Source organism: Allobosea sp. BE125 (genome assembly GCF_031456075.1).
In the GTDB taxonomy this organism is placed as follows: Bacteria; Pseudomonadota; Alphaproteobacteria; order Rhizobiales; family Beijerinckiaceae; genus Allobosea.
The window spans coordinates 24,651-48,945 of the sequence record NZ_JAVDTY010000012.1; the positions used below are offsets into that span (position 1 = coordinate 24,651).

Here is a 24,295-nt window from a genome sequence, read left to right on the forward strand (position 1 = left end):
CTCCGCCCGCCTCCTCAGCCATTGCGGCCGATGTCCATCGCAGACCTGACACCTGTCGTGGCCGAGTCGCAAGCGAACCTCGGTTCCAGCCGCTTCTAGCGAGGCAAGGGCCTGTTCGGCAAGGGCTGTGCGCCGGGGCCAGGCCTTATCTTCGGCAAATCGTCAGTTCCGCGGCAAGAGCAGGATGCGAAAAAGTGGGAACCGGTTTTTCGCATTGGTCCTGCTCTCACTGTTGTATCCGTCTCTAGGCCGGTCCAAGCGCGGCGCCGTTGCGCGCCGGCGTGGCGGCGACAGCGGGTTTCACCGAAGCCCGGCCTTTCGGCTTCGCTGCCGGCAGAGCCGCTTCCCGAGCCGTCTCCCCCTGGCCTTGGCCCTCCATGTCGGGCTGGGCCGCCGGCCTCACGACCTGGAGCCGGGGCGCGGCTTTTTTCGACGCGCTGCGCTTCGGTCCGGATTCCGGCGCATTGTCCTGGACGGGCGCCTCGATGCCCGAGAGCGCATCGAGATAGCACTGCGTCCACCAGCCGATATCGGTCGCGTCGATGATGTCGTAGAGGCGCTCGAACCGACGAATGCGCTCGGATTTGGGCATGGCGAGCGCGGTGCGGATCGCCTCGGCGACCTCATGGGTGTCGTAGGGGTTGACGATCAGCGCCTCGCCCATCTGCTGCGCCGCGCCGGCAAAGCGCGACAGCACGAGCACACCGGGGTCGGCTGGATCCTGCGCGGCGATATATTCCTTGGCGACGAGATTCATGCCGTCGCGCATCGGCGTCACCAGCCCGACCTGGGCACGCCGGTAGAACCCCGCCAGCGCATTGCGCGAATAGGCCTTCTTGACCACGCGGATCGGCGTCCAGTCGAACTCGCCGAGCGCGGCGTTGAGACGGCCCGCGGTTTCGTCCGACTGGCGGTCGAGCTCGGCATATTCGGGCACGTCGGTACGCGAGGGCGGCGCGATCTGCAGCATGCCGACCCGGCCGCGATGCTCGGGATGGCTGCGCAGGAATTGTCCGAAGGCCTCCAGGCGCTGGACGATGCCCTTGGAATAGTCGAGCCGATCGACGCCGATGACGAGCTTGCGGGCGCCAAGCGATTCCCTGGTGGCCTTGATCGGACGCGTCGCAGCCCGCTCGGAGGCCGCAGCGAGCTTGCGGAAGGCCTCGACATCGATGCCGATCGGGAAGGCCTGCACTGTGGTTTCGCGGCGGCCCATCCTGACCTTGGCGCCTTCCACCCTCGCGCCGCAGAGCGAGACCAGGCCACTGATCAGATTGCGGACATCGACCTGCGTCTGCACGCCGACGAGATCATAGGCGCCCATCGTGCTGATCAGCGTGGCGCTGAAGGGCAGCGCGCCGAAAACCTCCGCCGGAGGCCAGGGAATGTGATGGAAATAGCCGATCCGGTTGGTCACGCCGCGCCGGCGCAGCTCCGCGGCCAGCGGGATCAGATGGTAATCGTGGATCCAGATCAGATCATCGGGCTTCAGCAGCGGGATCAGCGCCTTGGCGAAGCGGCGATTGACCGCGAGATAGCCGGCATAATCCGTGCGCGAGAACTCCGTCAGGCCGAGCCGATAATGCATGTTGGGCCAGAGCGCCCGGTTCGAGAAACCGAGATAATAGGTCTGGCGCTCGCTCTCGCTGAGATCCGTGACCGCGTAGGTCACCTTGCCGCGCTGGACCGTGCGGACAGCCTGGCCACTGGGGGCGTCGCTGATATCGCCGCTCCAGCCGAACCAGAGCCCGCCCCGTTTCTCCAGCGCCTCGCGCAGCGCCACCGCCAATCCACCTGCCGCCGCTTTCTCGTGACGATCTGGAATGGTGACGCGATTCGAGACGATGACGAGACGCATGGCGCGACAGCTCTCCTTTTGAATTGCGACCGGTCGCCAGAATTTCGACACCAGTGGCAGGAACAGAACGCGGCTGAGCACGTAATGTTTCCGAGGCCTCCGTTTTCGCCGATGGCGAAGCGGTGGCAACGTCACGTCGAGAACGTGACGGCAATGGGAAGCTGGACAATAAATGTGGCAAGTTCGCGAACAGAGTCACGATCCGGGAGGCATGCCGGCGCTTCGGCACAAGGAATGCTCAAGGTGAAGGGCCGTGTTTTCGCCCGACTCATGGCTCAGACAGACAAAGGTCTGGCTCAGATAGACAAAGATGATGGCACTGATCGAAACTGAATTGCCCCACGATATCCGCGACATCGCTCCCATGGAGTCCGAGATCGCCCTGTTTCTCGACTTCGACGGCACGCTTGTCGAGATCGCGCCCGTGCCCGACGCCGTGCAGCTCGACCGACAGGTCGCTCCGGCGCTGGAATCCTTGCGCGCTTCGCTCGGCGGAGCGCTGGCGCTCGTCTCCGGCCGGCCCGTCAGCTTTCTCGACGAGGTTCTGGCGCCCTATCGATTCGACGCCGCAGGGCTGCATGGCGCGCAAATTCGGGTCGATGGCGAAATCCGTTCGCAGTCCGCGGTCCCCGACGCGATGCGCGAGGCGACACGCGATCTGGTGCGCTTCGCCAACAGCCATGTCGGCATCATCGTCGAGGACAAGCACATTTCCATCGCCGTGCACTGGCGGCTCGCGCCCACGCTGAAGGACGAAGCACTGGATCTGATCCGCACGATTGCCGCCCGTATGGGACCGGCCATCCGGCTCCAGGAAGGCAAGTCGGTAGCCGAACTGGTTCCCGCCGGCGCCAGCAAGGGCGGCGCCATCGTTCAATTGATGCAGAGCGCGCCCTATGCCGGACGCAGGCCCGTCTTCATCGGCGACGACATCACCGACGAGGCCGGCTTCAAGGCCGTGAACGCATTGGGCGGGCTCTCGATCCGCATCGGCGACGGCGAGACCTGTGCCGCGCACCGCATTGCCTCGCCGACCGCCCTGCGCACTATCCTTCTCGCTGCGGCCGAACACGGCCGTCTGACCGCTTCCAGCTTCTCATAAGGTTACGGATGACAGTTTCGACGACGATCGCGGGACGGAACTCCGTCTCGCTCGACCTCGGCGTGATCGGCAATTGCACGATCGCCGCGCTGATAGACCGGCGCGCCCGCATCGTCTGGGGCTGCTTCCCGCGCTTCGACCGCGACCCGGTGTTCAGCGCCCTGATCGACAACCAGCCGGACGATGACGGAGCGATGCCGACGAAGGGCGTCTTCGCGATCGAGCTGGTCGGGATGACGCTCTGCGAGCAGAGCTATCTCGACAACACCGCGATCCTGTCTTCCGTCCTGTCGGACGATCAGGGCAACGCCATCGAGATCCTCGATTTCGCGCCGCGTTTCGTGCGCTATGAGCGCTTCTTCCGGCCGCCGCAGCTGGTGCGGCGCGTCAGGCGAATCTCGGGCCGGCCGCGCATCCGCGTCGTACTGAAGCCGAGCCTGGGCCTCGGCGAGGAGCCCGACGAGATCACGCGCGGCTCCAACCATGTCCGCTTCGTCGGCGCCGACCAGACCATTCGCCTGACCACCGACGCGCCGGTCTCCTATGTCGTCGACAGCATCCCCTTCGCGGTCGACCGGCCGTTCTCCTTCTTCATCGGCTCGGACGAGGCGCTGCGCGCCGAAATCGAGACGACCTCGCGCGAATTCCTGGACAAGACGACCGATTACTGGCGCGACTGGGTGCGCTCGCTCTCGATCCCGTTCGACTGGCAAAAAGAAGTAATCCGCGCCGCGATCACGCTGAAGCTCTGCTCCTTCGAGGAGAGCGGCGCGATCGTCGCGGCGCTCACCACCTCGATCCCCGAGGCGCCCGGCACCCAGCGCAACTGGGACTATCGCTTCTGCTGGCTGCGCGACGCCTATTTCGTCGTCCATGCGCTCAATCGCCTGGGCACGACGCGGACGATGGAGGATTATCTCGGCTTCATCACCAATATCGTCGACACCTTCACCGAAAGCGGGGTCGAGCATCTGCCCCCGCTCTACCCGATCACGCGCGGCGGCACGCTGGACGAGTTCGAGGCGCCCAATCTCTCAGGCTATCGCGGCCACCAGCCGGTGCGCTTCGGCAATGGCGCGGCGACGCAGATCCAGAACGACGGCTACGGCGCCGTCGTGCTCGCCGCGACGCATTCCTTCTTCGACCAGCGCCTGATCCAGCCCGGCAAGGACGCGCTCTTCGCCCAGCTCGAGCGCATGGGCGAGCTCGCCATCGCCTATTTCGACAAGCCCGACGCCGGCCCCTGGGAGCTGCGCGAAAGGCAGGTGGTGCACTCCTTCTCCAGCGTGATGTGCTGGGCGGCCTGCGACCGCCTCGCCCGCATCGCCGGCACACTCGGCCGGGCCGACCGCAAGGAGTATTGGCGATCCGAGGCCAAGCGCCTGAAGGGCATCATCGGCGAGCGCATCTGGAACGAGGAGAAGGGCCATTTCGTCTCGACCTTCGATGGAACGGAACTCGACGCGACGCTGCTGCTCTTCGCCGAGCTCGGCTTCGTCAAGGCCGACGATCCGCGCTATATCGCGACCGTCGAGGCGATCGGCCGTGATCTCACGCGCGGCGACCTGCTGCTGCGCTATGCGACGCAGGACGATTTCGGCTTCATGCACACCGGCTTCCTGATCTGCGCCTTCTGGTATGTCGATGCGCTGGATGCGATCGGCCGACATGACGAGGCGGTCGAGCGCTTCAACCGCATCCTGCAACGGCGCAACAGCTTCGGCCTGCTCTCAGAGGATGCCGACCTCACGACGGGCGAGCTCTGGGGCAATTTCCCGCAGACCTATTCGATGGTCGGGCTGATCAACTCGGCGATGCGGCTCAGCCGCAACTGGGAAGAGGCGTTCTGAGGAGGCTTGCCGTCTGAGAAGGCTTGCCGTCATTGCGAGGAGCGCAGCGACGCGGCAATCCAGGGGCGCGGAGCGAGACCTCCTGGATTGCTTCGCTGCGCTCGCAATGACGGCTGGTCGATGCGCTCACTCCATCCTGGCCGCGGTCCGCATCACCGCCAGCGCCAGCACCTGCGCGGCCGGGACGATGCTCTCGACCTCCAGGAACTCATCGGGCGTATGGGCGAGGCCGCCGATCGGACCGACACTGCACAGGGTCGGGCAGCCCTGCGCCGCGGTGAAGCCCGAATCGGCGCAGCCGCCGGTGAACTCGGCGGCGACGCTGATGCCGAAACCCGCCGCCGCATCGCGATAGGTCTCGAACAGGACAGCCGATTCGGGCGAACGCTCCAGCGGCACGAACTCGCCCTTGATGGTCAGGGCTCCGGTTGCACCCGGCACCACCGGCGTCTCGACGATGGTTCGGATCGCGCCGACCAACTCGTCGCGCTGGGCGGCCGTGACATAGCGCAGGTCGATCTCGCACCAGGCATGGGGGGCGATGGTGTTGACGGTCTGGCCGCCGCCGATCAACCCGACATTGACGGTGACGCCGCGCTCCAGATCGGTGAGGCCCTGGAGCCTGGGGATCTTGTGGCCGAGATCGACGATGGCCGAGACGCCCTTGTCGTAATTCGCGCCGGAATGGGCGGCCTTGCCGGTGAATTCGGCGCGCATGAAGACGCCGCCCTTGCGACCCGAGGTGATCGACTGCTTCTGGTCGCGGCTGAATTCGGTGCCGGCCGGCAGGCGGCTCGGCTCGGCGTTGAAGACGCAGCGCGCCTCGCGGGCGGCGGCCTCGATGATCGGCCGCGAGGATGGCGAGGCGATCTCCTCATCGCTCGTCGTCAGCATCAGAAGCGGTGCGGAAAGCCCGCCGCATTCGGCAAAGGCCGCCGCCACGAAAGCCTCGATGACGAGGCCGGCCTTCATATCGGCAACGCCCGGCCCATAGGCCCGGCCGCCCGTGATGGTGAAGGGCCGGCGCGTCGGTTCGCCTTGCGGGAAGACGGTATCGCGATGGCCGAGCAGCAGCACCGGGCGCTGGTCATTGGCCGAGGGGTTGGGCAGGCGCGCCTTGACGGCGTCGCCATAGCGCGCATCCGGCACGATCTCGACAGACAGCCCGTTCGCCTCATGGAAGCGCGCCAGCACCTGCCCTGCCCGGTCGACGCCGGCCTTGTCATAGGAGCCTGAATCGGTGTCGACCATCTCGCGCAGCAGCGCGACCATCGCCTCCTTGCGGCTGGCGAGCCAGGCCGTGACCTTCGCTTCCTCAGGCGTCAAATCGCTCATCGCGTGCAGCTCTCATCGTTCCAAACGGGACAATGCTGCGAGCATAGCCTGAAGAGCCGGCGTGGCGGTAGCGCGTCCGCGATGCGTACCCCTTGCGAAAACACAAGGCGAAGCCCCTATTTCGGCGCGGCCATCTTCCGGATCAGCGCGTCGCGGGCGGCACGCGCTGCGACTTTCAGCGTCTCGTCTTCCGGCTTGTAAGCCGGCAGCTCCAGCACCTTGGCATAGTAGCCCAAGGCAAGCTGATCCGAGGCGATACCGGCATAGAGGTCACCGAGGCGTTTGTTGGCAGTCAGCGCGGCGTCGGGTTTGGCCACGGCCTCCTCGAAGGCGCCGATCGCACCAGGCGCGTCACCGTTGCGAGCCTTCAACTCCGCCAATGCGAGCAGAATCCTGGAGTCGCCGCCATTGCTGGCCCGTGCCGCTTCGGCGTCGGCGAGCGCATCCTTGAGGTTGCCCTGCCCTGTCCTCGCCTCGATCCGCACCAGCAGGGCCTCAGCGTCCGATGGCGTCACGGCCAGCCGCGCCGCGGCGTCCTCGAGCGCCGGACCGAACTTGCCCAGGGCGAGCCGCGCTTTGGCGCGCAGCAGCATGAGGTCGGGATCGGCGGCTTTTGCGGCAAGGGCCTCGGTTGCGAAGCGCTCGGCGGCGGCCATATCGCCGGTCGCCAGGTTGATGCGGGCCGCCAGGGCAAGCCAGCGCGGTTCGGCGGGCTCGATCCTCAGCGCCATGGCGATATCGGTCAGCGCCGCCGGGCTGCCCGCCATGAGGGCGAGACGCGCCCGCTCGGCATAGGGCCGGGCGCGATCAGGCGCCAGCCTGATCGCCTCAGTGAAATCGACGCGCGCAAAGTTGACCTGGCGCAGCTGCAGGCGCGCCAATCCGCGATGAAGCGCGAGGTCGGACATGAAACCAGGAGTCAGCCCCTCATAGCTCGCTTGCGTGCGATCCTTCCCGATCCCTTCGAGCGCGCCGTCGATGTCGGAAATGGCGGCGAGCCCATTGCCGAGCCTTGCCTGCGCGATACCGCGCACCGCCTGCGCGCCGATATCGATCCGGCCTGCGGCCAGCACGGCATTGGTCAGGTCGAGCGCCCCGGCATTGTCTCCGCGCGCCAGAAGCGCACGGGCGCGCATCACCTCCTGCGATCGGGCCTGCTCCGGGCTGCGCGCACTCCAGGCCTCGATCTCGGCCAAAGCCGCATCGACCTGTCCGGTCTCGATCAGCGGGAGAACGAGGTCGCGGCTGCCGAATATACGCTTCTTGTCGTCCGGCATCAGCCGGTCGGCTTCGCGCGCCGCGACCAGCGCCTCGGACGGCCGGCCCAGCATCAGCAGGGATGTCGCTCGGTAGGACTGAAGCCAGACGGCGCTGTCTGGCTCGATCTGCAACAATTTCGACCAGTCGGCGAGGGCTTCTTCGTGGCGACCAAGCGAGGTCGCAACCAGGCCACGCGTCGTCAAGGCCCGGCGCAGCTCCTGCGAATCCGGCGTGGCCCGGCGCACGACGCTGTCGGCATCGGCCCAGGCCCGCTCGAACGGAGCGATGTTGCCGTCATAGCCATAGGACGAGATGTGGCCGCTGGCGCGCGCCAAGGCCGCCTCGAGATAATCCGGCACCGTTGCCACGGCGAGATCGAGATCGGCGATCTGCTGGCCATAGGGCCGCGCCCGCGAACGCAGGATCAGCATGTCCGCCTTGACTTGGGGCGTCGGCGCCGTCTCGACGAGGCGATCGCAGCTCTGCATCCGGAGCGGGTCGTCGCGCTTCTCGCAGCGGGCCTTCAACTCCGTTTCGTCGAGGTCGGCGACGATGATCGGCGGCGGTGCGTCGAGTTCGATGATCCAGGCCGCCGCAACGTTCCGCGAGGTCTTGTCATAGGCCATTTTCGCGTCGGTGCGGGCGGCCGATTGCGCATAGAGCGCCCGCGCCCCGGCCTTGTCGCCGGTCGCCAGCAAGATCTCGGCCTTTACCTGATTGGCGTCGAACAGCTTGGGATCGAGTTCGATTGCCTTGTCGGCGTCGGCCCGGGCGGCGTCGAGGTCCTTCATGGCGAGCTTGACCGCCGCGCGCGTCGCATAGGCGCGGCCGTATTTCGGCGCGGCCAGGACCACCGCATCGGCATCGGCGAGGGCCTCGGCACTCTTGTTCTGCGCCAGTCGCGCCCGCGCCCGGACCTCGCTCAGGTCATAGACGGTTGGGAAACTCGCCAGGCCTTCCGAGGCTTCCTTTTCGGCGAGACCGTAGGCATTGAGATAGAAATGGCTGCGCGCCTTGGTGATGAAGCCCTCATTGCCCTTGAAGCCCAGCGTACGCGCCTGCTCGATCGCTGCGACCGCCTCGCGATACCGACCGGTCGAGTAATGCAGCAGCCCCATCATGTAGTGGCTGCGCGGATGGTCCTTCTGCCAGAACAGGCCCTGGCGCAGATCCTCGCGCGCGCCCTCGAAATCATATCCCAGCAGCTTGAGATAGCCACGATTGGCGTGGTTGTCGGCGTTGAACGGTTCCTTGTCGATCGCGACCGTGAAATCCTCCATGGCGCCGACGCTATTGCCGAGGCCGAAGCGGATCTGGCCCCGGTCGCGGTAGAGCGCTGCGAAGTTCGGCGCGAGCTTGATCGTCTCGCTATAGTCCTTCTCGGCCTCGACCAGGCGTTTCAGCGCCCAATAGATCTGCGCCCGGCTCAAAAACGCAGAGGCCTTGGTCTTGCGGTCGCCGCGGCCTTTCAGGACGGCAGTGCAGGCGGCGATGCCCGCATCGGTCCTGTCGGCCTTGCAGACCGCGGCAGCATCGACCTTCTGGGCCAGGCTCGGCGACAGCCAGAAGCCCGCGACGATGGGGATCAGACAGGCCCGAAACGCTATCCGCGACAGTGAGCAGGCCATTTTGCAACCTCCCGCACAAGCTCGCCTTACGTTGGGACAAGCGTAACATATCCCCTGCGGCAGCGGTCAACCGGTCGGCGCTAGAGCATTTTCGAGCGAAGTGGACACCGCTTCGCGTGAAGAAAATGCGATAAAACAAGGAGCGCGAGTGCGGACTCACGACGAAAAGACCCGCTTGCCGAAACAAGCGGGTTTGGGTTCGTCATTTCACGTTCGTCATCGTGAGGCGCGGCGACAGCGCCGCACCCATGGCGGATGAGGGCTGTATGGGCGGCTCCAAGGCCTCAGCGCCGGGCTTCCATCGCCATGCGCAGGGCAAAGCCCGCGAGCACGGCGCCCATCAGCCAGCGCTGCACCAGGGACCAGAACGGCCGCGTCCGCAGGAACAGCGCGATGCTGCCGGCGGCAAGGGTGATCAGCGCGTTCACGCTGAGGCTGACCGCGATCTGGATGAAGCCGAGCATGATCGACTGCGCCAGCACGCTGCCGGCGGCGGGATCGATGAATTGCGGCAGCAGCGCCAGGTAGAACACCGCGATCTTGGGATTGAGCAGGCTGGTCAGGAAGCCCATCGCGAAGAGCTTGCGCGGACCGTCGGGAGCGAGCTCGCGGACATGAAAGGGCGAGCGGCCACCGGGCTTCAGCGACTGCCAGGCGAGATAGAGCAGATAGGCGACGCCCGCGAGCCGAAGCGCGTCATAGGCGAACGGCACCGCCAGGACGAAGGCGGTGATGCCGAAGGCGGCGCAGAACACATAGAAGAGAAAGCCGAGCGCGATGCCGCCGAGCGAGATCAGCCCGGCGCCGGGCCCCTGCGAGATCGAACGCGAAATCAGGTAGATCATGTTCGGGCCAGGCGTCAGCACCATGCCGAAGGCCAGGAGCACGAAAGCAAGCAGGTTGTGAATCTCGGGCATGAAACCGCTCCAGCAATGCTGCGTACCATGCCCGCATCCAGCCATCCTCGACAATCATCCGGCGACGCGCCCCTCTCATGTCGGGCAAGCGTAGCTCTGCCGCGCAAGCGTGGGTCGCGCCGGCGCGTCATCGCAAGTGACACGCCGAAATCCGCTCAGTTGGGTTTGGCTGGGCAGTCGATCGCGCCCGCGCCGGCCGGCAGGCGCAGCAATGGCAGGCGGGAGCCGACCTCGCCGGGAAACAGGCCGGCACTGACGAAGCCGCCGGCGGCGTCGGGATCGAGCGAAGCGACAACGAGGCCGACCAGAGGCTGCTCGACCGGGACATAGCTCGAGCCGGCCGGCAAGGTGACGGGCGCAGCGTCGCGTTCGCTCTTCGTCGAGACGCCGCCTTCCGGATTGATGGCGCGGCGGTCGACCTGCCGGCGCGCGGTCACGGTGAAGGCTTCCGCGCCCGACACCGTCGCGGGCATTGTGAGGATGCAGGAGCGGATGCCGCGCCGCGCCAGCGCCTCGCGCACCGGCGCCGTCGCCTCGCCATCCGCGAGCCAGTAGCCGGCCGGCCGCGGGCGCACCACGGTCGGCTCGATATGGCGGGCATCGATGAAAGGCACCGCGGTCGGGCGCGGCGCCGCCGTCACCGGATCGACCAGCGGCACGAAGCCCTGGACCACCGGGACGCGATGCGCGACGACGAGGTCCGCATGCGAACGCGCCGCCTCCTGGCGGCCCTCGGCAACGGCACGCCGCAGCCGGGCAGGATCGGCAGCCGCGGCCCGCAAGGCGCCGATGGCGGCGAGATAATGTGTGGCGACGCGGCGCTGGAAGCCTTGCGTGCCGATGCCGACGCCGCGCGTCTCCAGCAGGATCGAGACCGCGCCCATCAACCCGAAGGCGTTGCGCGCGATGCCCGCCGCATTGCCGCCGGTCGCGACGGTCTTGTCCTCCGGCCTGGCGTTCGGCGAGGTCTGATAGACATAGGCCGTCAGGCCGGCGCTTGCGGCCGCGGCTTCGATCGCGGGCAGGAAAAGCTGGTCGGCCAGCGCCGTGGCGCGCGCCGGCACCAGCGGATGGGTCGCGCGCATATAGACGAAGTCCGTCGCATGCAGCGCCTCGAACTTGGCGAGCCAACGCCCCCCGACCGTGAACTCATGCGCGTCGATGACGAGATCCGGCGGCAGCGTCGCAGCCGCCATCTGCAGGACGCGGGTCTCGGGCAGGGTCAGGAGCAGGTGATCGCGGTTCGGGTCGGCCTTGGCGGCGGTGTCGCGCGTGAAGGCTGCGGCGCCGTCGGGATTGGAGCGCGGCACGATGACGATGGTCAGCCCCCGCGTCAGCTCGGCGAGCTCGCCGCCCGAGGCGAGGTCCTTCGCCAGGGCCAGCATCGCCTCACCGCCGGCGGGTTCGTTGCCGTGATGCTGGCCGATCAGCCAGACGACCGGTCGGTCGGCGGGCTGGTTCCTGGCCGCCTCCTCCAGGCTGCGGGCGCCCTCGGCCGTGAACAGGAGATAAGGGATGTTGCGGCCTTCGAGCGAGCGCCCAAGCGAGCCGATGCCGAGATTGGCGGCGTTGCCCAGAGCCGCGATGAAGGCCTCCATCTCGGCCTGGGTGGTGAAGCCGGCAGCCTCCCGCCCCGGATCATAGCTGCGGGCGCGCGCCTCCGCGAAGAAGGGCGAGCGCAGGGTCACCGGCACATCGGCATAGCGTGCGAGCAATGCCGGCGCCTGCCGAAACTCGCCCTTTGCTGGGGCCTCCTGCGCCAGCGCGGCGCTAAAGACAAGTCCGAGCCAGAAAGCCCCCAGGATACGAAGCACGGCTAAAGCCTCCGCAAGCGCCCGCGACCAAGCGGGCGGCCGTCATCCTGCCGAGTTGGCGGGCGACTTCAAGCGAAGATCGAACTGATCGCGCGCGCTCTGGATCGGAGCGCGAGGGCTGTCGCCGCCTTAGATCTTCCCGTCATATGCGCGCCGCGCGATGCGGCAGGCCAGCACGGTGAATGCAGCGCGGCTCAGCGCGGCTTCGACTTCCCCCGCGAGCGTGCCGGCATCGTCGACCCAGCGGCCGACGCCACCGAGCGCCTGCGCCACGGCCGGGAAATCGCTGCCGGAGAAATCCACCGCCGCATTGGGGCGCTGGCTGGAACGTTGCTTCATCTCGATCAAAGCGAGGCTCTCATCGACCAGGACGACGATGACGATGGGCAAGCCCAGTTCGCGCGCGGTCGCGAGCTCGCCCAGCCCCATCTCCAGCCCGGCATCGCCGACGAAGGCGACGACCGGTGTCGCAGGCGCGGCGAGCTTGTAGCCGAGCGCCAGCGGCACGGCACAGCCCATGGTGCAAAGCCCGGTCGATTGCAGGATCGCGTGGGGGATATCGGTCTGCCAGATCTGCGAGAGCAGGATGCGATGGGCGCCGGAATCGATGGTGATGACGGTGTCTGCCGGCGTTGCGGCGCGCACCGTCTCGAAAACGACATCGGGCCCCCAGGCGGCCGAGGCGGCGAAGCTTTCGCGCAGCGCCTGCCGCGCCACTGTGGGCTCGCCGCCCGGCCAGACATGCGCCTTGGCCGGCGCGACGCTCAAGCCCGACAGGCTGGCGGCGATGTCGCCGACGATGAGATGGTCGCTGCGATGCACGCCATGGGGCATCGCCTCGGCGACGATGTCGATGATCTGCGCTCCAGGAGAGAAGGGGTCGCGCCAGTTGAGGCGCATCTCGATTGGATCATAGCCGGCGAGCACGATCATATCCGCGGCCTTGACCAGCGGCAGCAGCAGCTTGTCCGCCTTGGGCGAGAGCCCCGCTCCGCCAAGCGAGAGCGGATCGCTCTCGGGCAGCACGCCCTTGGCCTTGTAGGTGGTGATGACGGGGATGTCGCGGTCGCGCGCGAAATCGGCGACCACATCGGCCGCGCCCTGGTTGACGACATCGAGACCGACGATGATCAGCGGCCGCTCGGCATTCGCCAGAGCCCCGCGAGCCGCCTCCAGGCCATGCCCCTCGGCCGGCCGCACCGGCAGGGGTAGCGGAGCCGGCGGACGCATGGATGCCTTGGCAGCGCCTTCCGCCACGCCGATCGGCACGTCGATATGGACCGGGCCGGGCCGACCCGACAGCGCAATGGCGAGCGCTTTCTCGACGACGAGGGCGGCGGTCTCGGCCGTGGCGCGGAAGCTCGCCTTGACGATCGGGCGCAGCAGCGCCTGATGGTCGAAGACCTGATGGGTGTAGCTCTCGGCCTCGGCCGCATCGACGCAGCCGGTGATGAAGATCAGAGGTACGCGGTCCTGCAATGCGTTGGCGACGACATTGGCCGCATTGGCCACGCCGGGGCCGAGCGTGGCGTAGAACAGGCCCGGCGCGCCCGTGGCATGCCAGACGCCTTCGGCCATGAAGCCGGCCGCGTTCTCATGCTTGACCAGAACGGGCTCGATGCCGGCCGCACTGAAGGCCTCGACCAGCGCCAGAACCTCGCCGCCGGGAATGCCGAAGGCGTGGCGAATGCCGGCTCGCGCAAGGCCTTGCGCGATCAGATCCGCGCCGGTGGTGATCGTCTCTGAGCTGGGCATGCAGGGCCATCCGTCTGCGGCGCCGGCGAGGACGCCCGCGCAAAGGGTTTTCCAAATCGGGTTCTACGCCATCAATGGCACATCAAATCTGTGTGACCGCAAATCTGCGTGACCGATTGCGAGCCGCGTTCAGCGCAGCTCATCGACGAGGAAGAAGTCGGTATCGTCCGGCTTGGTTCCGGCCGCGGTCAGCATCGCGTGAATCTGGCCGCGATGATGCGTCTGATGGTTGAAGAGATGCGCCACCACGAGTCCGCGGGGCTTGCCCATCTCGCGACCGGCCACGCCCGAATACCAGATCAGGGTGCCGCGCAGCCAGTTCGCTTCGACATTGGCCGCCCAGGCCTCGATCGCAAAATCGCGCTCGCGGCGCCGGAAGCGGAACTCGGCCCAGTCCTCGACATAGATCGCCGAATCGCGACCGCTCACGGACGGCTTCGGCGAGCCGGTCAGGCGATGCAGCCAGACCTCGTCGGCCCAGAGGATGTGACTGAACGTGCCCTGGATCGATTTGAAGAAGGCGCCCCGGTCGCGCCGGCGCCCTTCATCGTCGAGCGTGTCGGCCGCTGCTATCAGGCTTCGGTTCTGCCAGGCATTGTAGCGCGCCATGGCCTGGACGAAGGCCGTATCGACCATGCGGCCACCTCCTCAAATGATGTTGGCCTCCTTGAGAGGCTTGCCGGCAACGATGCGCGCATGGCCGAGATCGGCAAGGTCGAGCGTGCGATAGCCGCCATGCAGGATATGCTCGGCAAGTCCCCGCCCGACTGCCGGCGACTGCTGCAGGCCATGACCGGAGAAGCCGTTGGCGAGATAGAGATTGGGCACGCCGGCAGCCGGGCCGATGATCGCGTTGTGGTCGAGCCCGTTCATGTCATAGGGCCCCGCCCAGGCGCGGCCGGGCCTGATCTGCTCGAAGGCCGGGATGCGATGCGCCAGCGCCGGCCAGACCGTCTCCTCGAAGAAGGACCAGTCGACATCCTCGACGCCCGGATCGCTCTCGAGCCATTCCTGGTCGGCCTCGCGCGTCGGCGAGGAGCCGCCGATGAAGAGCTGGCCCTCGCTGCCGCGCTTGCCCTCGGGCCGGCACCAGACACCGGTGGTGTCGATCAGCAGCGGGCAGTTGTCGACCTCGCTTTTGCAGGTGAAGGAGAAGACATAGCGCTTCATCGACTTGACCGGGATCGCGACGCCGGCCGTGGCGGCGAGCCGCGCGCCATGGGTGCCCGAGGCGTTCACCACCGCGCCGCAGGCGATGCGGCTGCCATCAGTGAGCGCGACGCCGGTGACGCGGCCGCCTTCGACGCTGTAGCCGGTGACCTCGCCCTGCCGGTATTCGACGCCGAGCGAGCGCGCCTTCCTGCGGAAGGCCTGCAGCAGCGCCCAGCCGTCGAACCAGCCCTCGCCGCTGACGCCATAGGTGCCGCAGACGAGGTCCGATGTATTGAGCCAGCTGAATTTGCTGCGCAGCATCTCTGCAGCATAAAGCGCGATATCCGCACCCTCGGCGGCCTGAAGCGCCTGGTTCGCGGCGAGGCTCGGAGCGCCCTCGTCGCCCCCGAGATAGAGATAGCCGCCCTCATGCAAATCGATGACGGGCGTCTCGCCGTCGACCGCGAGATGGGTGCCGAGATTGCGCAGGAAATCGATGCCGAAGAGCGAGATGCGGATATTGACCGCACTGGAATATTGCTGGCGGATCGAGGCCGCCGAGAGCGCCGAAGCGGCCAGGCGATAGGTCGGGTCCTTCTCGATCACCACGACCTTGCCCTTGAAGCCGGGATCGGCGGCGAGATGATAGGCGACGGAGGAGCCGATCGCGGCGCCGCCGCAAATCACGACATCGGCGCTTTCAGACGAAGACGACATGGCGGTCCCGCAGAGCATGGCCGCGATGCGTCGCGACCGAGGTTGGTGAATTCAGCGCATGAATGACGCGGCAATGGCGCCTTGTCGAGGGCTGTCGTCGCGAGACCTCGCGAAGCCATCCCGATGCCATCGCGCAAAACCTTGGCGGCCTCTGAGCGCAGATGCGCCGCCCCCCGGTCAGCTCACGCGCCGCATTCGCCGAGCAGCCAGTCGCGGAAGGCGATCACCGCCGGCAATCCGGCCTTGGCCTCGGGATAGACCAGGTAATAGCCCTCGGAGCCGGTCACCGGGCGATCGACGGGGATGACGAGCGCGCCCAGGCGCAGCTCCTCCTCGACGAGGAAACGCGGCACGATGGCAAGTCCCAATCCGGCAACCGCGGCCTGCGAGACCATGGCGAACTGCTCGAAGCGCGGCCCCATCAAGGCGCGCTCGGGAGGCAGGCCCTGCTGCTCCAGCCAGTTGGCCCAGGCGCGCGGCCGCGTCGATTGCTGCAGCAGGGGGGCGCGCAGCATGTCCGCCGGCTCCGCCAGGCCCAGGCGCGCCACCAGGGACGGCGCGGCGACGGGGATGATCTCCTCGCCCATCAAGCGGTGCAGCCTGGCGCCGGCCCAGACGGGATCGCCGAAATGGATCGCGGCATCGACCTGCTCGCGAGCGAAGTCGAAGGGCACCAGCTTGGTGGTGAAGTTGATCGTGATGCCGGGATGCGCCTCGATGAAGCGCGACAAGCGCGGGATCAGCCAGCGCGTGCCGAAGGTCGGCAGGATCGCCAGATGCAGCACGCCGGCCGCGCCGCGAAAGGCCATGGCCGAGACGGTGGCCGCGGCCAGCCGCGACAGACCGTCCCGGATCTCGGCCGCATAGGCGCTGCCCGCCGGCGTCAGGCTGACACGCTGCCTGACACGCTGGAACAGGCCGACGCCGAGAACCTTTTCGAGATGCGCGACCTGCCGGCTGACAGCGCCTTGCGTCAGGTTCAGCTCCTCGGCGGCACGCGTGAAGCTGCCATGCCGCGCCGCCGCCTCGAAGGCGGCGAGCGCCGAGAGCGAGGGTACCGAAAGCCGGCCCGGGATGATGTCAAAGTCCATGAGACTTCCAAATTCATGAGAAACTCTCATCAAGTCGTGAGAACATATCGATTGCCCATGCGGGGTGGAAGAGGGCATTCTTCGCGCTTCCGGCGCGGCGGCTCCAAGTCCCGCGCCGCTTGGCGTGTTTCGCTAGGGCAGGATGCGGAAAAGTGGGCACCGGTTTTTCGCATTGATCCTGCTCTGACTTTTAGATGAGAGCCGGATTCAGCTGTCCGGTTCCTGCGACGGGTTTGGAATTCACAGATGGCTTCATCTTTGCCGCAAGACGCGCTGGCGCTGCTCAAGCGCCTCGGCGTAACCGACGCCGCCTTCGCCAAGGCCGGCCTTCCCGCCCATTCGCCGATCACCGGCGAGGCCGTCGCCACGCTCCGCGAGACGAGCCCCGCCGAGGCCGAGGCCGCGATCGGCCGGGCCCAGAGCGCTTATCTCGCCTGGCGCAAGGTGCCGGCGCCGCGCCGTGGCGAGTTCGTGCGCCTGCTCGGCGAGGAACTGCGCGCTGCGAAAACCGATCTCGGCCTGCTGGTGACGCTCGAAGCCGGCAAGGTCGTTTCCGAGGGCCTCGGCGAGGTCCAGGAGATGATCGACATCTGCGATTTCGCCGTCGGCCTCTCGCGCCAGCTCTACGGCTTGACCATCGCGACCGAGCGCCCGAACCACCGCATGATGGAAACCTGGCACCCGCTCGGCGTCTGCGGCGTGATCTCGGCCTTCAACTTCCCGGTCGCGGTCTGGTCCTGGAATGCCGCACTCGCCTTCGTCTGCGGCGACAGCGTCGTCTGGAAGCCCTCGGAGAAGACCCCGCTAACCGGCATCGCCGTGCAGGCCATCGTCGAAAAGACGATGAAGCGCTTCGGTCCCGAGGCCCCGGTCGGTCTCTCCGAGATCCTGATCGGCGGCCGCGAGATCGGCGACCTGCTGGTCAGCGACCATCGCGTGCCTGTCGTCTCGGCCACGGGCTCGACGCGGATGGGCAAGGAGGTGGGCCAGAAGCTCGCCGCGCGCTTTGCCCGCGCCATCCTCGAACTCGGCGGCAATAATGCCGCGATCGTCGCGCCCTCTGCCGATCTCGACATCGCGCTGCGCGGCATCGCCTTCGCGGCGATGGGCACGGCCGGCCAGCGCTGCACCACGCTGCGTCGCCTGATCGTGCATGAGAGCGTCTATGACGCGCTGATCCCGAAGCTGATCAAGGTCTATGGATCCGTGAAGATCGGCGATCCGCGTGAGGCCGGCGTGCTGGTCGGACCGCTGGTCGACGAAGCCGCCTTCAAGGGCATGCAGACCGCGCTCTCCGAGGCCAAGGCTGCCGGTGGCACGGTTCATGGCGGCGAGCAGGTCACGGTCGGCGCGGGCGGCTTCTATGCCCGCCCTGCCCTGGTCGAGATGCCCTCGCAGACCGGCCCGGTCGAGCGCGAGACCTTCGCGCCGATCCTCTATGTGATGAAGTACAAGACGCTCGACCAGGCGATCGCGCTGCAGAACGCGGTCGGCGCCGGCCTGTCCTCCTCGATCTTCACGCTCGACATGCGCGAGGCCGAAATCTTCGTCTCGGCCGAGGGCTCCGACTGCGGCATCGCCAACGTCAATATCGGCCCGTCCGGCGCCGAGATCGGCGGGGCCTTCGGCGGCGAGAAGGAAACGGGCGGTGGCCGTGAGGCCGGCTCCGATGCGTGGAAAGCCTATATGCGCCGCGCGACGAATACGCTCAATTACGGCACGACATTGCCGCTGGCGCAGGGCGTCAGCTTCGATGTGGATGCGTGACGATTTGAGCTGAGGAAACACGCCGTCATTGCGAGCGTAAGCGAAGCAATCCAGGAGCGGCAGCGCTCCACGACCCCCTGGATTGCTTCGTCGCTTCGCGCCTCGCAATGACGGTGAACAGCGAACAAGAGGGAGACACACCATGGCCGAAGCCGCTCGCAGCCACTCCACCAGCCACAAGCTGGCCGAGTTCACCTGGGACGACGCCTTCCTGCTTGACGAGCAGCTGAACGAAGACGAGCGCCTGATCCGCGACACCGCGCGCAGCTACGCCCAGGAGAAGCTTCAGCCGCGCATCTCGGAAGCCTATCTCGACGAGAAGACCGACCGCTCGATCTTCAACGAGATGGGTGAGCTCGGCCTGCTCGGCGTGACGGTGCCCGAGGAATATGGCTGCGCCGGCGCGAACTACGTCTCCTACGGGCTCGTCGCCCGCGAGGTCGAGCGCGTCGATTCCGGCTATCGCTCGATGATGTCGGTGCAGTCCTCGCTGGTGATGTACCCGATCTATGCCTATGGCGACGAGAACCAGCGCAAGAAGTACCTGCCCAAGCTCGGCTCGGGCGAATGGGTCGGCTGCTTCGGCCTGACCGAGCCCGATGCCGGTTCCGACCCCGGCGGGATGAAGACCCGCGCCGAGAAGGTCGCCGACGGCTACAAGCTCACCGGCTCGAAGATGTGGATCTCGAATTCGCCGATCGCCGATGTCTTCGTCGTCTGGGCGAAATCGGCCGCGCATGACAACCAGATCCGCGGCTTCATCCTGGAAAAGGGCATGAAGGGCCTGTCTGCCCCCAAGATCGGCGGCAAGCTCTCGCTGCGCGCCTCGATCACCGGCGAAGTCGTGATGGACGGCGTCATCGTTCCCGAGGAGAACCTGCTGCCGAACGTCTCCGGCCTCAAAGGTCCGTTCGGCTGCCTGAACCGCGCCCGCTACGGCATCTCCTGGGGCGTGATGGGCGCCGCCGAGGATTGCTTCCAGCGCGCCCGCCAATACGGGCTCGATCGCAAGCAGTTCAACAAGCCGCTGGCCCAGACGCAGCTCTACCAGAAGAAGCTCGCCGACATGCTGACCGAGATTTCGCTCGGCCTGCAGGGCTCGCTGCGCGTCGGGCGCCTGCTCGACGAGGGCAAGATGGCCCCGGAGATGATCTCGCTGGTGAAGCGCAACAATTGCGGCAAGGCGCTCGACATCGCCCGCCAGGCCCGCGACATGCATGGCGGCAACGGCATCTCGATCGAGTACCAGGTGATGCGCCATGCGGCCAATCTCGAGACGGTGAACACCTATGAGGGCACGCATGATGTGCATGCGCTGATCCTCGGCCGGGCGATCACTGGCTTGCAGGCGTTTTTCTGAGATCAGGCAGCATGCGCGGAGATCGGCCTTGAAAGCCATTGAGCGTATCGGCATTCAAGGCTTAGCGGTGGCGCTACTGGCATGCTTTTCTGTTGCCGTAGCTGGGGCAGACTTACCTGTTCGAGGAAAAACACCATTTGTCCTCGACCCGTTTGGAGCTTCGACCGAACAACCGCTATATATTAAAAGCTTGCACTTGAAAGACTGGATGCCTGGTGACGAGGTTTTTTCTTATCAACGTCCCGGAATGACATACGGTTATTATAGTTACAAATTTATCTGCCGTAGAAATGTGAACATTTGTCCAGACGCCGACGAATTACCTTGCCATGTAACGACTTACGGGAAGCCCGACATAATAAACGGAGAGCGGGTTATTTTGGCTGACGAGAATACGTCTCAAGAATGCGTACATGTCGAGATTCTGAAGCGATTTCGTGGCTCACAGCACGACACGCTAATTTTCGAAGACGTCGAGCAATTTAACGGCACTGACCCACTGCCCGTTCCTAAATTTCCTCCGTTCAGCCTGAAGCTCCCATGACCCCTCCCCTTGCCGGCCTGCGCGTCCTCGAACTCGCGCGCATCCTTGCCGGTCCCTGGATCGGCCAGCTTCTGGCCGATCTCGGCGCCGATGTCGTCAAGGTCGAGGCGCCCGAGGGCGACGACACCCGCAAATGGGGGCCGCCCTTCGTCGAGGGCGTCGGTGACGAGCATCTCTCGGCCGCCTATTTCCACTCTGCCAATCGCGGCAAGCGCTCGATCACGGCCGATTTCCGCAGCTCGGAAGGCCAGGCGCTGGTGTATCGCCTCGCCGCCCATGCCGATGTCGTGGTCGAGAACTTCAAGGTCGGCGGCCTCGAGAAATATGGGCTCGACGCCGCCGCGATGCGCGCGGCCTTCCCGCGCCTGATCTATTGCTCGGTCACGGGCTTCGGCCAGACCGGCCCCTATGCGCCGCGCGCCGGCTACGACTTCCTCGTGCAAGGCATGGGCGGGCCGATGTCGGTCACTGGCGAACCGACGGGCGCGCCGATGAAGGCGGGCTATGCCGTCGCCGACATCTATACCGGGCTTTACGCCTCGGTCGGCATCCTCTCGGCGCTGCGCCGGCGCGACGCCACCGGCGAGGGCGCGACGCTCGACATGGCTCTGCTCGATGCGCAGGTCGCCGTGCTCGGCAACCAGGCGATGAACTATCTCGTCTCCGGCAATCCGCCACCGCGGCTCGGCAACGCGCACCCCAACATCGTGCCCTATGACGTCTTCCCGGTCGCCGATGGCCACATCATCATCGCCACCGGCAATGACGGGCAGTGGCGCAAGCTCTGCGACGTGCTCGGAGGCGCCGAGCTCGCCAGCCACCCCGACTATGCCGACAACAAATCCCGCGTCGCCAATCGCGCGCCGCTGACGATTGCACTCCACGCCCTGACCCAGCGCTACGGCAAGGCCGACCTGCTGGCCGCGCTCGAGGCGGTCGGCGTGCCGGCGGGGCCGATCAATTCGGTCGACGAGGTCTTCGCCGATCCGCAGATCATGGCGCGCGGCGTCAAGGTCGACCTGCCCAGCGCCGCCGCCAAGGGCGGGACGATCCCGACCGTTGCCTCGCCGATCGTGATCGACGGCGTCAGGCAAGTGGCGGGGCGGCCGAGCCCCCGGCTCGGCGAACATCACGACGACATCCTGAACGACCCGGCCTGGGGAGGGCCGCACCATGGCTAATCGCACAGGCGGGCAGATCCTCGTCGACCAATTGCTGATCCACGGCGCGACCGACGCCTTCTGCGTACCGGGCGAGAGCTACCTTGCCGTGCTCGACGCGCTGCATGATGCGAGCCTGAAGGTCACCATCTGCCGGGCCGAAGGCGGCGCCTGCATGATGGCCGAAGCAGCCGGCAAGCTGACGGGCAAGCCCGGAATCTGCTTCGTGACGCGCGGCCCGGGCGCCACCAACGCCTCACCCGGCATCCATATCGCCGACCAGGATTCGACGCCGCTGATCCTCTTCGTCGGCCAGATCGAGCGCGGCATGCGCGAGCGCGAGGCCTTCCAGGAGCTCGACTACCGCGCCGTCTTCGGCACCATGACGAAATGGACGACCGAGATCGACGATGCCGCGCGCATTCCCGAGATCATCAGCCGCGCCTTCCATGTCGCGACCGCCGGCCGGCCCGGCCCGGTGGTGATCGCGCTGCCCGAGGACGTGCTGACCGACCTTGCCGACGTGGCCGATGCGCAGCCCTATCAGGTCACCGAGACGCATCCGTCCCTGCTCCAGACCATCGATCTGCAGAAGCGGCTCTGGGCGGCGAAGTCGCCGGTCGCGATCCTCGGCGGCTCGCGCTGGAGCCCGCAGGCGATCGAGCGCTTCACCCGCTTCGCCGAGCGTTTCGACCTGCCGGTCGCGGTCTCCTTCCGCCGGCAGATGCTGTTCCCGGCCAACCATCCGAACTTCGCCGGCGATCTCGGCATCAGCCCCAATCCCAAGCTCTTGAAGCGGATCAAGGAGAGCGATCTCGTCCTGCTCGTCGGCGGGCGGCTCTCGGAAATGCCGAGCCAGTCCTACACGCTGTTCGGCATCCCCGAGCCCGGCCGGCCCTTGGTGCATGTCCACCCCGATGCCGAGGAACTGGGCCGCGTCTACCGGCCATCGCTAGCGATCAACGCCTCGCCGACCGCCTTCTGTGCCGCGCTGGAGACGGTGCATCCGCCGCAGGAGATTCCCTGGGCGGGTGCTGCTGCGGAAGCCCATGAGGCCTATCTCGGCTGGACCGAGCAGCCCGCGCCGGTGGCCGGCGCCTTCCACCCCGGCGAGGCCGTGACCTGGCTGCGGCGCTACCTGCCCGACGACGCGATCCTGTGCAACGGCGCCGGCAACTACGCCACCTGGGTGCATCGCTTCCATCGCTTCACCAAATTCGCGACGCAGCTCGCACCGACCTGCGGTTCGATGGGCTATGGCGTCCCCGCCGCCATCGGCGCCAAGCGATTGTTTCCTGACAGGACAGTGGTCGCCTTTGCCGGCGATGGCTGCTTCCTGATGAACGGGCAGGATTTCGCGACGGCGGTTCAGTACGATCTGCCCGTCGTCGTCGTGGTGATCGACAATGGCATGTACGGCACCATCCGCATGCATCAGGAGCGCGACTATCCCGGCCGCGTCTCGGCCACCGAGCTGAAGAACCCGGATTTCGCGGCCTATGCCAGGGCTTTTGGGGGCCATGGCGAACGTGTCGAGACCACCGCCGAATTCGGCCCGGCCTTCGAGCGCGCGGTCGCGAGCGGCAAGCCTGCGATCATCCACTGCCTGCTCGATCCGGAGGCGATCACGCCGGCGAAGTCGCTCTCGACGATCCGGGCCGAGGCCTTTGCCGCTCAGGCGCAGAAGGGCGCCTGAGCCTCAACGGCCTGCTAGCCCCTGAACCACATCCGGCGCAGCAGGCCATCGCCCCAGACCAGGCGGTGGAACAGGACCGCGCCGAGATGGATCAGGCCGAGCACGATAAGCAGGTCGAAGACCCGCTCATGCAGGGATAGCATCATCTCATAGGTCGTCTTGTCCGGACCGATGAGATGGGGCACCGCGAACCAGCCGAAATACAAGGTCGGGATCTGGATCGGCGCAGCCGAGACCATCAGCATCCCGGTCAGCGGCAGTGCGGCGAGGCAGAGATAAAGCCCGCCTTGAACAGCGCCGGCGGCAAGGCGCTGCCACGGCTCGGGGCGCGTCGGCGGCGGCGCCGGCAAGGCGAGACGCAAGCCAAGCCGCAGCAGCACGAAAACCGCGACCGTCAGGCCGATGGATTTGTGCAGTTGATAGAGTTCGAAGCGGCCGACGAGATCGCGCGTCTCATCGCCCATCAGCCTGGCGAGCAGGAACTGGAGCGCGATCAGCAGCAGGGTCAGCCAGTGCAAGACGATGAGCGCGGGGTGCCACCGCGCTGGCCGGCCTACCTCGGCAGCGGTCATCGCGAAAGCTGCCCCTTGATCGCGATCTCGACCAGGTCGTCGACGACATTGACGTCCCGGCCGATGCCGAAGGCGGGACGCATGAACGAGCCGCTGGCGTGGAAGGGCAGCTTTTCGCCGCGGCGCGCCTTGTCGAGATCGCCATCCACCACGGCATTGACTAGGATGGGATGGGTGACGGAGCGGATGGTGAGCTGGCCGCTGATCTGCAGGCTGCGTTCGCCGGTTCGGGTCACGCTGACGGAATTGAAGCTCGCCGTCGGGCTATGCCCGGAATCCAGCATGCTCTCGCCGGTGATGAAGCCGTCCATCAGCGCCGAGCCCGCCTTGATCGAACCGGTTTCAATCGCAACCCTGATCCGGCTCTTCTCGGGCTGGTCGAAATCCAGCGCCAGCGTGCCGTCATAGTGCTCGAAACGGCCCGTGGCGACGACTGCGCCGAAGCGGCGTGCAACGAAGCTGATCTCGGTCGAAGCACGGTCGAAGCGCCATGTCGCCTGCGCCGCGGCAGGTCCGGCGAGGAACAGTGCGAAGATCACAAGGGATAAGCGGTGCAGCATGGCGGCGATTTATCGCGCCCATGATGGCCGCGCCATGGTGGCGAACCACCGCACACGCAAAGGTGATGCTAGAACCGTTTCCGATCCGATTGGATCGTTCAACAGCTCCAGCTCTTTGTTTAACGCGTTTTCTTCACGCGAACCGGTGCCCACTTCG

18 protein-coding genes are annotated in these 24,295 nt (G+C 66.6%); 7 read left to right on the forward strand and 11 right to left on the reverse strand.

The window, feature by feature from the left end:
• Nucleotides 1–244: 244 nt before the first annotated feature.
• The gene (otsA, locus tag J2Y55_RS23450) at nt 245–1,858 is read right to left on the reverse strand and encodes an alpha,alpha-trehalose-phosphate synthase (UDP-forming) (RefSeq protein ID WP_310158420.1); all 1,614 of its coding nucleotides are present in this window, start codon (nt 1,856–1,858) and stop codon (nt 245–247) included.
• A gap of 313 nt (nt 1,859–2,171) precedes the next feature.
• Here otsA and otsB point away from each other — a divergent pair, with 313 nt between their 5' ends.
• Together otsB and J2Y55_RS23460 are read left to right on the forward strand one after the other, a co-directional pair.
• Complete coding sequence (otsB, locus tag J2Y55_RS23455) at nt 2,172–2,960, forward strand: trehalose-phosphatase (RefSeq protein WP_310158422.1); 789 nt, start codon at nt 2,172–2,174, stop codon at nt 2,958–2,960.
• Nucleotides 2,961–2,968: 8 nt separating this feature from the next.
• Nucleotides 2,969–4,810 carry a glycoside hydrolase family 15 protein gene (locus J2Y55_RS23460; protein WP_310158423.1) on the forward strand — a complete coding sequence of 614 codons (1,842 nt, stop codon included), beginning with the start codon at nt 2,969–2,971 and terminating at the stop codon, nt 4,808–4,810.
• A gap of 126 nt (nt 4,811–4,936) precedes the next feature.
• Here J2Y55_RS23460 and J2Y55_RS23465 read toward each other — a convergent pair whose 3' ends face one another.
• From J2Y55_RS23465 to J2Y55_RS23500, 8 genes are all read right to left on the reverse strand, one after another.
• Nucleotides 4,937–6,145, reverse strand: coding sequence for a M20 family metallopeptidase (locus J2Y55_RS23465; RefSeq protein WP_310158424.1), 1,209 nt, complete (start codon nt 6,143–6,145; stop codon nt 4,937–4,939).
• Between the two features lie 116 nt (nt 6,146–6,261).
• Nucleotides 6,262–9,033, reverse strand: coding sequence for a tetratricopeptide repeat protein (locus tag J2Y55_RS23470; RefSeq protein ID WP_310158425.1), 2,772 nt, complete (start codon nt 9,031–9,033; stop codon nt 6,262–6,264).
• Between the two features lie 284 nt (nt 9,034–9,317).
• A complete protein-coding gene (locus tag J2Y55_RS23475) occupies nt 9,318–9,950 on the reverse strand; it encodes a LysE family translocator (RefSeq protein WP_310158426.1) in 633 nt (210 codons plus the stop codon).
• A gap of 155 nt (nt 9,951–10,105) precedes the next feature.
• On the reverse strand, nt 10,106–11,764 hold the full coding sequence (locus J2Y55_RS23480) for a M14 family metallopeptidase (protein WP_310158427.1): 1,659 nt from the start codon (nt 11,762–11,764) through the stop codon (nt 10,106–10,108).
• A gap of 129 nt (nt 11,765–11,893) precedes the next feature.
• Entirely contained in the window at nt 11,894–13,519 is a 1,626-nt protein-coding gene (locus J2Y55_RS23485) for a thiamine pyrophosphate-binding protein (RefSeq protein WP_310158428.1), read from the reverse strand.
• Between the two features lie 129 nt (nt 13,520–13,648).
• A complete protein-coding gene (locus J2Y55_RS23490; protein ID WP_310158429.1) occupies nt 13,649–14,155 on the reverse strand; it encodes a DinB family protein in 507 nt (168 codons plus the stop codon).
• A 12-nt stretch (nt 14,156–14,167) separates the two neighbouring features.
• Complete coding sequence (locus tag J2Y55_RS23495) at nt 14,168–15,388, reverse strand: NAD(P)/FAD-dependent oxidoreductase (RefSeq protein WP_310158431.1); 1,221 nt, start codon at nt 15,386–15,388, stop codon at nt 14,168–14,170.
• A gap of 182 nt (nt 15,389–15,570) precedes the next feature.
• The gene (locus J2Y55_RS23500) at nt 15,571–16,479 is read right to left on the reverse strand and encodes a LysR family transcriptional regulator (protein ID WP_310158434.1); all 909 of its coding nucleotides are present in this window, start codon (nt 16,477–16,479) and stop codon (nt 15,571–15,573) included.
• A 246-nt stretch (nt 16,480–16,725) separates the two neighbouring features.
• On the opposite strand from J2Y55_RS23500, the gene amaB reads away from it, so the two are divergent.
• The 5 genes from amaB (at nt 16,726) to J2Y55_RS23525 (ending at nt 23,006) form a co-directional block, all read left to right on the forward strand.
• Entirely contained in the window at nt 16,726–18,246 is a 1,521-nt protein-coding gene (gene amaB, locus J2Y55_RS23505; RefSeq protein WP_310158435.1) for an L-piperidine-6-carboxylate dehydrogenase, read from the forward strand.
• A gap of 142 nt (nt 18,247–18,388) precedes the next feature.
• On the forward strand, nt 18,389–19,606 hold the full coding sequence (locus J2Y55_RS23510; RefSeq protein WP_310158436.1) for an acyl-CoA dehydrogenase: 1,218 nt from the start codon (nt 18,389–18,391) through the stop codon (nt 19,604–19,606).
• A 28-nt stretch (nt 19,607–19,634) separates the two neighbouring features.
• Nucleotides 19,635–20,150 (forward strand): hypothetical protein, encoded by a 516-nt coding sequence (locus J2Y55_RS23515; RefSeq protein ID WP_310158438.1) that lies wholly within the window; start codon nt 19,635–19,637, stop codon nt 20,148–20,150.
• Nucleotides 20,147–21,331, forward strand: a complete 1,185-nt coding sequence (locus J2Y55_RS23520; protein ID WP_310158440.1) for a CaiB/BaiF CoA transferase family protein — start codon at nt 20,147–20,149, stop codon at nt 21,329–21,331. The genes J2Y55_RS23515 and J2Y55_RS23520 overlap by 4 nt, the downstream gene beginning before the upstream one ends.
• A complete protein-coding gene (locus J2Y55_RS23525; protein ID WP_310158441.1) occupies nt 21,324–23,006 on the forward strand; it encodes a thiamine pyrophosphate-binding protein in 1,683 nt (560 codons plus the stop codon). Before J2Y55_RS23520 ends, J2Y55_RS23525 begins: the two co-directional genes overlap by 8 nt.
• A gap of 14 nt (nt 23,007–23,020) precedes the next feature.
• On the opposite strand, the gene J2Y55_RS23530 is transcribed toward J2Y55_RS23525, so the two are convergent.
• Both J2Y55_RS23530 and J2Y55_RS23535 read right to left on the reverse strand, forming a co-directional pair.
• Nucleotides 23,021–23,578, reverse strand: a complete 558-nt coding sequence (locus J2Y55_RS23530) for a cytochrome b (RefSeq protein WP_310158443.1) — start codon at nt 23,576–23,578, stop codon at nt 23,021–23,023.
• On the reverse strand, nt 23,575–24,138 hold the full coding sequence (locus J2Y55_RS23535; RefSeq protein WP_310158445.1) for a YceI family protein: 564 nt from the start codon (nt 24,136–24,138) through the stop codon (nt 23,575–23,577). The genes J2Y55_RS23530 and J2Y55_RS23535 overlap by 4 nt, the downstream gene beginning before the upstream one ends.
• Nucleotides 24,139–24,295: the final 157 nt, after the last annotated feature.

Excerpts from the sequence above, each read along its gene's own strand:
- J2Y55_RS23475 (WP_310158426.1), bottom strand. The coding sequence starts at position 9,950 with ATGCCCGAGATTCACAACCTGCTTGCTTTCGTGCTCCTGGCCTTCGGC.
- J2Y55_RS23495 (WP_310158431.1), bottom strand. The coding sequence starts at position 15,388 with ATGTCGTCTTCGTCTGAAAGCGCCGATGTCGTGATTTGCGGCGGCGCC.
- J2Y55_RS23460 (WP_310158423.1), top strand. The coding sequence starts at position 2,969 with ATGACAGTTTCGACGACGATCGCGGGACGGAACTCCGTCTCGCTCGAC.
- J2Y55_RS23470 (WP_310158425.1), bottom strand. The coding sequence starts at position 9,033 with ATGGCCTGCTCACTGTCGCGGATAGCGTTTCGGGCCTGTCTGATCCCC.
- J2Y55_RS23485 (WP_310158428.1), bottom strand. The coding sequence starts at position 13,519 with ATGCCCAGCTCAGAGACGATCACCACCGGCGCGGATCTGATCGCGCAA.
- J2Y55_RS23530 (WP_310158443.1), bottom strand. The coding sequence starts at position 23,578 with ATGACCGCTGCCGAGGTAGGCCGGCCAGCGCGGTGGCACCCCGCGCTC.
- J2Y55_RS23520 (WP_310158440.1), top strand. The coding sequence starts at position 20,147 with ATGACCCCTCCCCTTGCCGGCCTGCGCGTCCTCGAACTCGCGCGCATC.
- J2Y55_RS23535 (WP_310158445.1), bottom strand. The coding sequence starts at position 24,138 with ATGCTGCACCGCTTATCCCTTGTGATCTTCGCACTGTTCCTCGCCGGA.
- J2Y55_RS23510 (WP_310158436.1), top strand. The coding sequence starts at position 18,389 with ATGGCCGAAGCCGCTCGCAGCCACTCCACCAGCCACAAGCTGGCCGAG.
- otsB (WP_310158422.1), top strand. The coding sequence starts at position 2,172 with ATGGCACTGATCGAAACTGAATTGCCCCACGATATCCGCGACATCGCT.
- J2Y55_RS23465 (WP_310158424.1), bottom strand. The coding sequence starts at position 6,145 with ATGAGCGATTTGACGCCTGAGGAAGCGAAGGTCACGGCCTGGCTCGCC.
- otsA (WP_310158420.1), bottom strand. The coding sequence starts at position 1,858 with ATGCGTCTCGTCATCGTCTCGAATCGCGTCACCATTCCAGATCGTCAC.
- amaB (WP_310158435.1), top strand. The coding sequence starts at position 16,726 with ATGGCTTCATCTTTGCCGCAAGACGCGCTGGCGCTGCTCAAGCGCCTC.
- J2Y55_RS23525 (WP_310158441.1), top strand. The coding sequence starts at position 21,324 with ATGGCTAATCGCACAGGCGGGCAGATCCTCGTCGACCAATTGCTGATC.
- J2Y55_RS23490 (WP_310158429.1), bottom strand. The coding sequence starts at position 14,155 with ATGGTCGATACGGCCTTCGTCCAGGCCATGGCGCGCTACAATGCCTGG.
- J2Y55_RS23500 (WP_310158434.1), bottom strand. The coding sequence starts at position 16,479 with ATGGACTTTGACATCATCCCGGGCCGGCTTTCGGTACCCTCGCTCTCG.